Origin of the sequence: Pantoea sp. Ap-967 (genome assembly GCF_011752565.1) — a bacterium.
GTDB lineage: Bacteria > Pseudomonadota > Gammaproteobacteria > Pseudomonadales > Pseudomonadaceae > Aquipseudomonas.
This window is the reverse complement of record NZ_VWXK01000022.1, coordinates 59,863-73,565: the sequence shown is the minus strand read 5'-3', so window position 1 is coordinate 73,565 and position 13,703 is coordinate 59,863. Positions and strand designations below refer to the sequence as shown.

At 66.7% G+C, this 13,703-nt stretch carries 3 protein-coding genes; all 3 read right to left on the bottom strand.

Annotation, left to right across the window (positions count from 1 at the left end; translation table 11 throughout):
* Positions 1-46: 46 nt before the first annotated feature.
* Positions 47-4,498 carry an NEL-type E3 ubiquitin ligase domain-containing protein gene (locus F3J45_RS21050; RefSeq protein WP_167067298.1) on the bottom strand — a complete coding sequence of 1,484 codons (4,452 nt, stop codon included), beginning with the start codon at positions 4,496-4,498 and terminating at the stop codon, positions 47-49.
* 128 nt (positions 4,499-4,626) lie between these two features.
* Positions 4,627-9,105: an NEL-type E3 ubiquitin ligase domain-containing protein gene (locus F3J45_RS21045; RefSeq protein ID WP_167067294.1), complete on the bottom strand. Its 4,479-nt coding sequence runs from the start codon at positions 9,103-9,105 to the stop codon at positions 4,627-4,629.
* 69 nt (positions 9,106-9,174) lie between these two features.
* Positions 9,175-13,635, bottom strand: a complete 4,461-nt coding sequence (locus F3J45_RS21040) for an NEL-type E3 ubiquitin ligase domain-containing protein (protein ID WP_167067291.1) — start codon at positions 13,633-13,635, stop codon at positions 9,175-9,177.
* Positions 13,636-13,703 lie beyond the last annotated feature (68 nt).

Below are 13,703 nucleotides of genomic sequence, written 5' to 3'. Positions count from 1 at the left end.
TGGCCAAAGCTGTCAAACTGGATGACCGGTTTGGCCGTACCCGGGCCTAGCCGGCGCGCCGCTCCAGGGCCCGCATGAAGCGCAGGCTCAGCGCCCGCTTGCCATTGGCACGCTGCCCTTCCAGTTCAACCCGCCGGGCCTGGAACAGTGCCTCGCCCAGTGCACTGCGCTGGGCCAGCAGTGCCTGCCAGCCTTGTTCGTACACCTGCTCGATGGTTGCAAGATCGGCGCTGAAGTTGCGCGCGATCAGTGCTTGCCAGAACGGCCGCTGCTCCAGGTAGGCCGCCAGCGCCTCGGCGCTTTCCGCCTGGCGCACGGTGCGCCGTGCCGCCAGCAGTTGCTCGCTGCTGATGCGGTTGAGGTCGGTGACCCGCATGGCATGGGGCTGCCCCGGCAAGCCCAGCCACTGGCGCAAGCGCACACGGTAGCCCAGCCGGATACCAGGGGCATCGATCAGCTCGCGGCGCTGGTGGCGCGCGGCAACGTCCTGCCGGGCGATTCGCTCCACCTGCTCAAGGCGGAACAAGCTGCGGCCCAGGGCGAACAAGCTGGCTTCCCCAGCCCCGCCTGGCCCGGCATTGGCAGGTGGGCCGGGCTGGTTGCGCAGGCGCTGCACCAGCATCTGGCTGAAGCAATCCATCACTGCGTTCTCGTCCGTCGGGCGCTGCCCGGCAAGCTGAACCACCCTGCCGCGCAACGCTTCATCGGTTTGCATCGCCGGCAACAGCGCCCAGAATTGCTCGGCCATGTAGGCCTGGGGCCAGGCAAAGCCGGCCAGCGGCATCAAGCGTTCCAACAGCTCGATCAGGTCATCTCCCCAGGTTTCCAGCGCCAAGCGGCTCCAGGCCTCGGTGCGCGCCTGCTGGTCGTGCGCGGGGTTGCCTAGCCACCAGCTACGGGTCGCTTCCGGGTCCTGGCCGACGCGAGGTTCCGGCAGGTGCTCTTCAACAATCGTGTCCAGTGCCTGCAGTGCCATCAGGTCGCTGCTGCGCAGAGGGTTGTTGGCAACCAGTAGCGAGCGGCGAAACTCGTAGGGCATCAGCCGCACTTCTTGCGGCACATCCGCCAGTTGGTTGTTCCTCAGGTCGGCCTCTTCAAGAAACCCACACAGCCCGATACCCTTGGGCCAGGTACTCAACCGGCAATTGCGCAGGCCAAGCCGAACCAGGTGCGGGAGGCCGTTGAAGCTCATCGGGTACTGCCCCAGCGGGTTGTGGCTCAGGTCAAGGTGGGTTAGCCGCGCCAGGCTGTGCAGCTGGGCCAGGGCAGCGGCATCTGGGCGGATGTCGTTATGCCGCAGGCTCAGCTCGCGCAGTTCAGTGAGGTAACCGATGCCTTGGGGGATGTGCAGCAAGCGGTTGTTGTTCATGTTCAATTCACGCAAGGCGCCGAAGGCCTGCAAGAACTGCGCGGGGATGTGCATAAGGCCTGTTTCGTTGAGTACCAGCACCGACAGATGCCTGAAGGTGATCGCCGTCGGCAGCTCAGGCAGGCTGCTGACATTGAGGCCTACCAGGCGCAAGCGCTGGCCAGCGGCTTGGCCCTGGCCATCGACCACCGGCTCGCCCTGCACCCGCCAGGCCCTGGCGATGTCTTGGCACGCGCGCAGGCGAGTGTCGCGCCGGGCATCATTGAGCTCACTGCCCGCCCAGCGGTTCAGCGCTCGGTGCAGCTGCTCGTGGTCATCCTCAAGGTCCGCCAGCACCTGGTAGGCCCGGGCTCTCTCGCCCAGCCGCTGGGCGAGCTCACGCTCAACCTGGGCATCGGTGAGCCCCGGGAAATAGCGGTGCATGGCTTCGCGCAACAGCACCCCAGGCGTTCTGCGGCCCTGGGGCCGCCCGCTCAGCACATAGCCGACGCGGCCATCTTCCAGCCGCCGTCCGGGGTTGAACCACTCAGGCTGCGCTGCCCAGCCGAGGAGCTGGGCAATGCCTTCGCTGGACGCCGGAAGCTGCGCAAGCACCCAACTGCGCAACTGCCCGACGGGGTCGTTGCCGGTGATCGCCAAGTCAGCCAATTGCTCGGCCGACAGCGTGTCGACGATGGCCGTGAAGAGGTCGCGTGCCCGCTCAGCAGCCAGCGCTTGCGGATGGCCTTGGCCATCGAAGCGCCAGAAGCGCCCTTGATCTCGCACCAGCACCGTGACGGGCGCTGTGGAATCGCTGGCGACCACGCTGCCGATCAGGCGCCCGGCCACCGAGCCTTCACGCAGTTCCAGGTTGACGCTGCTGGGCGCCTGTTGAGCCAGCAACGCCAACACCAGTGCGCCAGTATCGTCACTGTAGGCATTGCTCAGGTACAGCCCCTCCAAGGCCAGGTTCAGGCGTGCGACACGCAGCAGCGAGGCCGCCCTGGTCGCAATCACCAGCGGCAGCTTCTGGCTGTCGACCGCTTGGCGCCTCGTCGCCTCGTCAACATCACCCAGCGCCTCGCGCGCATAGGCCTCGGGCAGCGCCTTGAAATCGCGCCGCAACAGGGCCAACAGGCCGTCCTCGCGTGGTGCCAGGCGCGTCAGGTGCTCGAACAAGGGCCCGCGCAAGGCCGTTGCGCTGGCCAGCACATTGGCCAGCCCCGTGCCCACGAAAGGCTGCGCCTCGCACCACTGCAGCAGCGCGATGTCCTCGGCCGGCAACTGCCCTGCGCGAACATGGGTGAAGAAGCGCTCCACCCGGCCATCCTGTTCGAAACGCCGCAGGGTTTCGCGCAGGTTGACGGGGGCGCGGCGGTTTTCCATGAGGATGCCGCGCAGCTCGTCCTGGTCGACGCCAGCCACCTGCAGGATCTGCCGGGCCCGCTCGGCCCCTACGGCAGGATGTTGCGGCCACAGGGTATCGAGCATCAGCTGGCTGTCGTGCCAGTACCGGGGTTGCTCGCACAACAGGCGCCAGCTGCGCTCGCCGTTGTGCACCACTTCAGGCCCGAAGGCGTCGTTGCGCAGCGGATGGCGCACACGGTATGGCCCCTCCGGGTCAGGCCGGTACACCTCGAAGTACCGCGAGCCTGAACGCAGCCATTTGCGCGCACCCAGGGCGTACAGGCCATCGCTGCCCAGTGCTGGCGTTTCGGGGTACGACTCGTAGGGCACCAGGTCACCGGACCACAAGCGTTGCCCCTTGCCCGGGAGCGTCACCGGTTCCATTGCCGCGACCACGGCGTTGTGCAGCACCGCACCCGCGCCCACCACCGCCGCCGTCGACACCACCGTTTCAAGCACATCGAACAGGTGCTCCAGCGCCTCATGCTGATGGCCTTCGGAGAGGTCCATTACCCCTTCGTACACATCCGACAGCGTCTGCGCCAGCAATTGCCCAAGCAACATGGCACCGACCACTGGAATGAAGAAGCCAGCCAGGTTCAGCACGCCCATGCCCGCCGCCTCCCAGGCCTGAAGCCTGGCCCGCGCCGCTGCTGCATTGGCTTGTGCGGTCGGCACCAGCAGCAAGCGGGCATCGTCCTTCACCCGTTGCACCTGCTCACTGGCCATGGCGGCGAACAACCCGCCTTCGGGCACCCGGCCTTGAACCTGAAGGTCTGGGGATGCATCTTTGAGGCGCACGTCCAGGTGCTGGACGAACCTTGCCCGTTGCTCCAGGCTCACCAGCTGGCTGAAATACTGCCGATAACCTGCAGCATCAAGCGCCTCGGCCAGCGCCTTGTGCATGGCCTCGGCGCTGTCGAAACGGCGCAAGGCCTGGCGCGGGTCGCCCGGCAAGTACAGCACCAGGCTCTGCGGCGCACCGGCGTCGTCTTTCAGCGTGATGAGCAGGCCGTCGGCAATGGGCTGCCCCAGCACCTGCAGCAGGCCCGGGTAACCGCGCAACCCGCTGGCCAGTTTGTCATCGTCGTCATCGGCCACTTCGCGCAGTGCCAGCTCTTCGAAGGCACTGATATCCCCACGCAGGGCGGCAATCTTGCAGGCCAGCTTGAAGCCCGCCCGCTTGTCATCGGCCAGGTCGCCCACTGCGCCAGGGGTGAATGCCTTGTCCAGTTCGGCCTGGTACTTTGCCCCCACATCCCGCTCACGACAGGCCTGGACCAGCGTATCAGGCGCCCCGGACAGCACCTCGTCCGTGCCCGGCGCCACCAGGCCGCTGCCCAGGTAGTAGGAAGCCTCTGGCGGGAAGTTGCTCATCAGTTGCAACAGGCCGTTGCGCCGTGTTTCACCGTAGCCATAGGTTGGCAATGCCAGGTTGGCAGCGGTATCGAACCGTGGGGTCACCACCCGCCACTCAAGGTCGGCGAAGCGCACGCCTTGGGGCAGCGGCTGCTCCAGCAAGGCCAGTAGATGCCGCTCGGCGAACACCTGCAGCGGCAGCAGTTGCCCGGTGTGCGCTCGCAGCCGCCGCTGGCTTGCCCGGTGCACCTTGAACAGCCCACGCAAGGTGGCAAGCTGGGTGGTCGAGGCTCGGGTTAGCCAATCGGGCAACCGTTGGCGAATGAAATCCTGTGTAGCGGTGCTGAGTTTCTGGTCCATCGAGGGTATGGCGTGGGTATTCATGGCGGCTCTCGCGTAGTCATTGGCAGAGGCCGATACTCTGGCAACGGCGCCGCTACCATCAGAGGGAACCGTGCCGCTGCGAAGCGGCGGCGCGGGCGGCCTTGCCAGCGCACGCCGCCCTGGCCAGGTCAAGGCTTGGTCAGTTCTTCCCGGGTCAGGCGCAGGGCAAGCGCCTGCAGCGCCTGCTCACGCCTGGCCATCAATTCCCTGGCCTGCTGGTCGTAGGCCCCGCTGCCCAGGCGCTCGCGGTTGCCATCGAGGGTTTCCAACGCCTCGTCGAAGGCCTGCTCGACGGCATCGAACGCCGCCCGGTGGGCTGCCCGCAATACCGGCACCCAGAAGTCGCGCTGGCTGATGTACAGCACACGCGCCTCGGTCGATTCGGCGCTGAGCACGGCCAGGTAGGCCCGCTCGATCGCTTCTGGAGGCACCGAGGCAATGGCGCTGAACAACATATGGCGCGGCTGCCCGATCAGGTTCAACCGCGTGGCCAGGCCCGTGCGGTACGCCAGGCTGACCTCGACCTCCTCTTCGGCATGGGCACCGCGCTGCCAGCGGCCATCGGCGTAACGGGCCTCGATATCGGCCCGGGCCAGCGCCAGCACGGTGTCGAGGCGGAACAGGCGCTGGGCGAGCAACAAGCGCTCGCCACGCGTGGCAAGGGGGTCGCCCCCCTGGGTTGCGTGCAATACCTGGGCGCGCACTTCGAGGGAACTGAAGCAGTTGGCGATATTGTCGGCACAGGCACGCGGCTCGTCGGCCAGCGCGAACAGCTCCTGGCGCAGGCGTTGTTCGGCAAGCAGGGCATCGATCATCCCCCACACCCTGGCGCCGATGCCTGCCGGGGCCACGCGAAACTCGGCGGTGTGGACCAGCCCCACGAGCACGTCGAAGAATGCCTCGCTACCGGGCTCATGCTGCAACCGGTCCCAGGCCTCGGCACGCGCAGCCTGTTCCGCGTCGGCCTGGGTTGCCAGCCACTGTCGCCTGGCCTCGGCCAGGTCCGACAAGCCCTCGGGCGCTGCAGTGGGCACATGGTCGGGAAGGTACAGTTGCTCAAGTTGCGCGGCAGGGATGGCGTTGCCGCGCACGTTGAGGGTTTGCCGCAACTGCGCGGGCGCATCGAGCAGGGTTTGTGGCAAGTCAACGATGTGGTTGTCACGCAGGTCGGCGTATTCCAGTTGCGCGCACCATTGCAAGCCACGGGGTACTGCCTGAAGGCCGGTACGGCGCAGGCGCAGGTCGCGCAGGCGCAGCAGCGCCGAAACATCCAGGCCCCCCCTGCCCAGGGTGTTTTCACTGAGATCAAGGGTACGCAGCTCAGTCCTGCTGGCCAGTACCGATAACTGCTCAGCTGTCAGCCGCATGCGGTTACGCTGCAGGTTCAAGTGCCGCAACTCAGGCATGCTCTGCAGCCCGTCGGGCAGGGCGCCTAACTGGTTGTTGCTCAGGTCCAGGTGGCGCAAGCCGGTGAAACGGCCGAGAAACCCTGGCGGCACTTGGCTCAGGCGCAGCCCCACCAGGGTCAGGTCCGTAACATGGGCGAAATCGGAATTGGCCGGTAGTGCCGGCAGCTGCGCCACCGGGATCGCGATGATGCTCAGGCGCAAACCGACGATGCTGCCGTCTGCATCCACTTGCTGCTCGCCTTCGAAGCGCCAGGCCCGGCGCAGGGCGCGGGCGACATGATAGCGGTCGGCCTGGGCACGCCCCTGGGCCTCGCCGGTCCAGCGCGCAAGGCTTTCATCCAGTGCCTGGTACTGCAGCTCCTGGAGCAGCAGACTGTGAAACGGCGAAGGGGTGTCGTCGGTGAGGATCAGCAGGTAGCGCTCGACATCGGTATCGTCGAGCGAGGGGTACAAGGCGCGAATCCGCTCGCGCAGGGTTTGCCGGGGGGCTGATGCGGCCGGGCGCTTGCTGGCGTGCCCTCCCAGCAGATAGCCCAGCCGGCCATCGGCTAGGCGCCGCATGGGCGCGCCCATAGGCCTGGCTTCACGCCAGCCCAGCAACCTCAACTGCGCTTGCGAGGTGTCGGGCAACCAGCCCTGCAGCGCAGCACGAAGCTGCTCGGGTGCCTGTGCCCCGCTCCATCCGCGGAGGGTTTGGTAGCTGGCGGGCAAGCAGGCTGCCAGCACCTCGCAAAGCCCTTGAGGTTCGGCCACGGTCAGGGTGCTGGGCAGGCCGCGTGAGTCGTACAGTGCGAACTGGCCGTCCTGCCACACCAACACCTGCGTCTGCTGCCCCGGTGCCTCGGGCAGCAAGCGTTCCTGCAAGGCGCCCAGTGCCGACTGCGCACGCAACTCAAGGTTGACCTGGGACTGGCTCAGGCCATTACGGCGCAGCAGTGCAAACGCCAGGGCTACGCCTTCCGGCCGGTAGCTGCTACGCAGGTAGAGCGTTTCACGGGTGCGGGTCAGGCGTGCCAGTTGCAAGGCACCCCGAGCGCGCTCGGCGAGTGCCAGCGGTACCCGCGCCTGCGCCTGCATGGGTTCGCGCACGGCCATGCTGGCCTGGTTGAGCACATCCACGGCGTAGGCATCCGGTAAAGACGGAAAGTCACGTTTGAGCAGCGCCAGCAGCGGCTCCGTTGGCAAGTATCGCGCCGAGAAATGCTCGAACATGGGCCCGCGCAAGGCTTGAGCTTCCTGCTTCACATTGTCCAGCTGAACCTGCAGGGGTTCGCCTTGCAGGCCAAGCCGGTCCACGCACCATTGCAGCAGTTCGTTATCGTCCGGCTGGCCAAGGAACGCCTCGATCCGGGCATCCACGGCAAAGCGCTCCAGGGTGTCACGCAGTTGCACCGGCAGCCGCCGCCCCTCGACCAGCAGGCCACGCAGATAAACCTCGTCAATATCCGCCACCTTTAGAATCTGCGTCACCCGCTCGGTATCCAGCGTGCTCGCGGCAGGCCACAGCCGTGCCAGCAACCAGTGCATACCCTGCCACTCCAGTGGCCGCTCGCTGGCAAGCCACCAGGCCCGCTCGCCATTGCCACGCAATGCCGGCCCGTACCTGCCAGGGCCATCACGGTGCAGCAGGCGCCAGGTGCCGGCAGCGTCTTGGCGCACCCGGTACAGTGCAGCGCCCTGGCGCCACCAGCAGTGGCTGCCATCGGTCAGCAGGCCATCGTCGCGCTCGATCAATGGCACTGAGGGTTGGGTTTGCTGATACGGCGCCAGGTCGTTGCGCCACAGCCGCGCCTGGCCCGCCGGGTTGCGGACCGGCTCCAGTTGCTCGACGAACGCGCTGCGCACGGCGTATGCACCCCCTGCCACCACGCCAACCGATGCCAGCGACAGCGCCACCTGGAGCAAATGCTGCAGCGCTTCGTGCTGGTGGCCCAGGCTCCAGTCGTTGGCCCCCTCGAACACCTCGCCCAACAACTGCCCGACCGCGTCCGCCAGCAGCAAGGCGCCCAGCGCTGGCACGAACAGGCCCGCCAGGTTGAGCAGTGCCAGCCCGGCAGACTGCAGCGTGCGCAAGCGCTCGGCCGAGGCTTCACTGTCCGCCTGCGCGGTGGGCACGGCGAGGTAAGCGGCATCGGCCTTGATGCGAGCCACGTGCCACTGCGCCAGTTGCCCGAAGAGGTTGGCCGTTGCCTGCAACCGGCGCGGTTGCAGGTCGGGTGCATCATCCTGCAAACGGGTCGCCAGCAACGCCAGGCACTGCGCCCGCTCGGCCAGGCCGACACGGCGGGCAAAGGCACCTCGGGCGTGTTCATCCGCCAGCGCCCCGGCCAGCGCGCGGTTGGCCTCATCCCAATCGTTGTAGTACCGCAGGGGGCGCTGTGGATCATCCGGCCAGTAAAGCATCACGCCCTGCAGCAGCTCGGGGTTCAAGACGACACTGCCGCCCGGTGTCCAGGTGCCAAGCAGCTCAAGACACAATGCACCGTCCACGCGGCAGCCCAGTACCTCGACACCCCCCACTGCCACACGGCGGCTCAGCGGGTGAGTAGGTTGCACACCGCTGGCGAGCTGGCGCAGCATCTTCAGGTTCTCGCCTTGCACCTGCCCTTTTAGCGCAGCCACCTCGATCGCCAGCGAAAGCTCCAGGCGCTTGTCCTCGGCCAGGGCATGCTCGAACGGGCCGTTCAGCACGTCGGCCAAGTGCTGCTGGTAGGCTTTGCCCACATCCACACGCCGGCACGCCTCGACGATGTCATCCACCTGGGTATCGACCACGCGATCATCCTGCCCCGGCTCAACCGGTGGGCTGACCAACGCGGTCTGCTCGAAGAAGGATTCACGTGGCTTGAAGTTCTGCATCAATTTCTGCAGCGCCGGCATGCGCACGAAATAGGATGAAAAGTCGGGCAGGCCCAGCGGGCTGGTGCGCAGGTGCCGGCGCTCCTCGCGCCATACCAAGGTGCTCAGGGCAACCGGCAGGTTCAGCTCAGCCTCAAGCCGCCTGCGGGCAAAGTCATCCAGCGGCTCTACCTGCGCAGAAACGCGGTTGATTTCGCGCTGGCTGGCTAATCGCGCGGTGACCCGCGCGCGCAGGGCTGCAAGGGATTGGGCGCTGGCATTGGCAAGCCAGGCGGGAAGTTGTTGGCCAATGAATTGCTCGGTGATACGTGGCGAGCCAGGGGTACGGGAGGGAGGCATACGGGGTTCTCTCTGAAGGGCTGGAACCCAAGCTTGCAGGCCTCCCCCGCCAGGTGGCAGCAGGCAGGCTCACCCAGCGTGCTTGCCCGCCTGCGCCGCCAACGCCTCGCGGGTCAACCGCAGCGTCAAGGCCTGCTGGGCCTGCAGCAGGCGCCTTGCCAGGGCGTTGGCCTGCTGCAGGTACTGCGACTCCTCCATCGCGCTCGAACTGGCATCCAATGCCTCCATCTGCAGCTGGATCGGTGCCTTCAGCGCCTCGTACTCCGGGGCATGGCGTTGCCGCAAGTAGGCCTGCCAGAAATCGCGCTGGCTGACGTACTCAGCCAGGGCATCGCTGGCCTCGACCTTGCGCACATCCTCCAGGGCGGCCTGCAGCTTGGCCGCGTCGATACCCGCCAGGCGCTGAAACTGCAGGGTGCGCGGTTGCCCCGGCAGCTCCAGTTCCCGGGCAAGGCCCGTGCGCAGGGCCAGGCTGACTTCCACCTCGTCCACGCTCACGCCCCTGGCGCGCTGCGCGCTCATTTCATTGCGCGCCAACTGCTCGACCCGGTCCAGACGGAACAACCGCCGCGCCAAATGCAACCGCGCCGAGCCGTCGACATCCCCGCCGGCAACCACCTTGGCCACTTCTACGCGCACCTCCAGGGCCGCAAAGTAGGAGGCGATGCTGTCGGCACAGGTTCTCGACTCACTGGCCAGCATCAGAATGTCGCCGCGCAGCACGCTGTCCTCGCACAAGGCGTCGACCATCGCCCAAAGCCGACGGGCAATGTCTTCCCTGGCCCGGCGAAAATCACTGGTGCTGGTCAACTCATCCAGCAACTCGAAAAACTGCTCGTGCCTGGGCTCATCCAGCAAGGCTTGCCATTGCTGGGCACGCTGGGCGCGCTCGGCTTCAGGCGCCGTGGCCAGCCAAGCCTCACGGGCTCGCTCCAGGCTGCCAGGAACAGGCTCGCCGCCCACCCCTGAAAAACTGCTGCCCACCAGCCGGCGATGGATCGCCAGTGGCAGCGGATTACCGTCCACCATCAGGGCGCGGCGCAGCTCGTAGGAAGCACTGAGGACAGGTTCGCCAACAGTCGTCAGCAGGTTGTTGCGCAGGTCGGCAATTTCGATGAACACGCAGCGCTGCAACCCAGGGGGCACCTGCGTCAGCTGGCACCGGCGCAGGCGTAGTTCGCGTAGCGCACGCAGGCCACCCAGCTCGGGAGCGGCAGCGGCCAACGGGTTCTCGCTCAGGTCCAGCACCCGCAACTGGCTCAGCCTGCCCAGTCGGGCAATGGCCTGGGCCGAGAGCTGGATACGGTTATGGCGCAGGCGCAAGTCGCGTAAATGCGGCAACTGCCCAAGGCCTTCGGGCAACTGCGCCAGCGCATTGTTGGCCAGGCTCAGGTACGACACCTGGGAAAAACAGCGCAGAAAATTCACTGGCAGCGTGCGCAACCCCAGGTTATCCAGTGCCAGCTCCCCGACATGGGAGAAGTCCGCACCCGCTGGCAGTTCCGGCAGGCTCTGCAGCGGCAGGTCGTACAGCTCCAGGCGCACCGTGCGCGGCCCTTCGCTCATCAACCAGCCGCCGAACTGCCGCCAGCAACCCCGCAAGCGGTTCGCAACCAACGAGCGGGCCGCACGCCCGGTAGCCCGTGTGGCGCCGCTCACCCAGGTATCGAGCCCTTGCGACAAACGCTCGAAGGCTTGTTCCTGACGCAGCAGCATCGTGAAGACCGATGTCGGGGTGCCCTGCAAACGCAGCAGGTAACGTTGTACATCCTGATCGGCCATGCCGGGGTACAACGCCCGCACCCGTTCACGCAGCACGGCGGCACGCGGTGCGCCACGGCCACTGAGCGGGTAGCCGAAGCGCCCATCGGCTAACCGGTAACCCGCCTGAAACCAGGGCTTGGGCGGGGCCATCGCCAACAACCTGGCCAGTGCCGGCTGATCCACCGGCAGCCACTGTTCCAAGGCCTGCAACACCGCTTGCGGGCTCTGCCAGGCCAACCGGGCGAGCTGAGCGGGTGGCAGGCTGGCCAATAGCGCCTGGGGCAACCCGGCCGGCTCTGCCAGCGCCCGTGGCAATTGCGATGCATCGCGGCCCTGCACACTGATACGGCCCTCATCCAGCACCCAGGTCGTCGCCTCGATGCCTTGAGCCTGTGGGCGCAGGCTTGCAAGCAGCGCACCGCTGGGCGAACCCATGCGCACCTGCAGGTTGAGCGACAGCGGTAATTGCCCATGCTCACGCAGGAGTGCGAACACCAGTTGCAACGAATCCGAGTTGCACCGCCCCTGCAGATAAAGCCCTTCCAGCGCCCGGCTAAGGCGTGCACCGCGGCTTAGCTGGCGGGCATGCTCGGCCACCCGCAGTGGCACCCTTGCAGCTTGCTCCATGCGCGAACGCTCTGCTTCGCTGGCCTGGCCCAATACCTCCAGGGCATGGGCCCGGGGCAAATGCGCAAAGTCGCGTTGCAAGGTGGCCAGCAAAGGGTCGTCTTCCAGGTAGTTGCTGGCGAAGTGATCGAACAGCCGCGCGTGCCACAGGCCTTGCCGTTGCAGCAGGTCACGGTGCAAGGCTGTTTCACTGAACTCTGGCCAATCGACCTGGGTGGCACACCAGTTCAGCAGGCTTTGCTCGGCGTGCGCGCCCTGCCCTTGCCGCAAAGCGCTGAAGAAGGCCTGTAGCCGGGTGTCGGTGCTGAAGCGCTCCAGGGTGTCGCGCAGGCCAGCGGTAAGCGGGCGGTTCTCCACCAGCAGCCCGCGCAGGAACGCTTCGTCCACGCCGGCCACGCGCGCCACACGCTGCAAGCTGGCAGCGTCCATGCCTTCGGCACGCGGCCACAGGCGCCGTAACAACATCGCCGCCCCTTGCCACTCCAGCGGACGTTCCTGGCGCAAGCGCCAGCCACATTGCCCATTGAATTCCAGCGCTGGCCGGTAGGCCTCGGCGCGCTGGTTATGCACCAGCCACCAGGCCTGCTGCTCTGGTGCCTGCTGCACTTCATGGTACTGGCCATCCCGCTGCCACCAGTTGCGCCCTTCACTGTGCCACAAGCCGTTTTCAAGGCGGGCCGCCGACGGTGCCAGGGACGGCACCTGGTAGCCCGTCAAATCACCGTCCCATAGCCGCGCCGCCCCGGAGGGCAGGGTCACCGGCTGCAGGCGATCGATTTTCGCACTGGGCACGAAGCCGCGTGCAACCACGCTGCCACCCGCGGCAACCGCAGCCGTCACTGCCAGGTCTTCGGCAACGCCCAGCATGTGCTCCAGCGCTTCCTGCCGATGGCCGTGGGACCAGGCCTCTACCCCCTCGTACACACTCATGAGCAGCCGTACCACCTGCCTGGCCAGCAGCAATTGCCCCAGGCCAGGCAGGAACCCACCCACCAGGTTCAGCAGCTGCAAACCTGCCGTTTCGAACGCCTGCCTGCGCGCCTCGCTGGCGGCGCGGTCCACGTCCTGGGTGGGCACCAACAGCAAACGGGCATCCTCACGGGCGCGGGCCACATGCTGGCGCGCCAGGGCGGTGAACGCATCGCCCGCCATGGCCTGCAGCTTTGCCGCCGGATCGGTGACAGGGTCCTGCAGGCGCTTGGCCAGCGTGCCCATGAATGCCGCCCGCTGGGCCAGGGCAATGCGGTTGATGAACCCATCCCGATAGGCCGTAGCGTGCAATTCACGGCCCAACGCCTGGCCCAGTGCCGCCCAGTTGTCGGCCCCGCGCAACGCCTGCGCGGGGTCGTTGCCAAGGTAGACGATCACCCGCTTGACCTCACCGGCCTGGTCGCATACCTCGAACGCCAGCGCGCCGTGTACAAGGCACGCCAACACCTCAAGCAAGCCGATGCGCAGCTGCTCGCCCTGGGGATGGCTTGGCCATTGCCCCTGGGCAAACTGGCGCAACATAAGGGCATCCGCCTGGCTGACCTGGCCCTGCAATTCGGCCAGTTCGGCTGCCAGGCGCAAACTGTCACGGGTATCCTGCGCCAGCAGGCGCTCGAACGTGCCCGTCAGGGCCTGGTCCAGCGCTTGCTGGTAACGCTGGCCGATGTCCAGGCTTCTGCACGTGTCGACGATGACGTCGAGTTGGTCGTACAACACGGCTTCGCTGGCATCGCTGCGCACCAGTGCCGTGCCTTGGTAAAACGTCGCGCCTGCCTCGAAGTTCTGCATCAAGCGCTGCACACCAGGCTGGCGCAACACGACGCGCTCCTCGATGGGTAGCGTGCGGTTGCCATCGGGCTTTACCGTGAAGCGTCGGCGTACCTCCAGCCAGGTGCTGTCGGCCAAGGCCAGCTGCGTTTGGCTGCGCCAGCGTAGCTCACGCTGCAAACCCTCCAGGGCAAATTGCCCAAGGTCTGGAATGCCGGCATAGGCAGCGTGCAAGGCCAATTGGCTCGCGTGGTGGGCCTGGAAGGCATCGCGCAGGCGATTGATCTGGGGCGCCGTCGCCTGCCGGAGCCAAGGTGGCAGTTGCTCAGCGATGAAAGCGTCAACGGGATGGGCAGAGGGGGTAACGGAAGGGGGCACCATGGGGGCTTCCTCGGCAAGAAAGCGCAGCACAGTCCGCCAGAAGGGCAACCGGCTGGAAGCTGGAAAGC

What these genes read in the sequence shown, in the direction of transcription:
- F3J45_RS21040 (WP_167067291.1), bottom strand. Translation starts at nt 13,635, where the DNA reads ATGGTGCCCCCTTCCGTTACCCCCTCTGCCCATCCCGTTGACGCTTTC.
- F3J45_RS21045 (WP_167067294.1), bottom strand. Translation starts at nt 9,105, where the DNA reads ATGCCTCCCTCCCGTACCCCTGGCTCGCCACGTATCACCGAGCAATTC.
- F3J45_RS21050 (WP_167067298.1), bottom strand. Translation starts at nt 4,498, where the DNA reads ATGAATACCCACGCCATACCCTCGATGGACCAGAAACTCAGCACCGCT.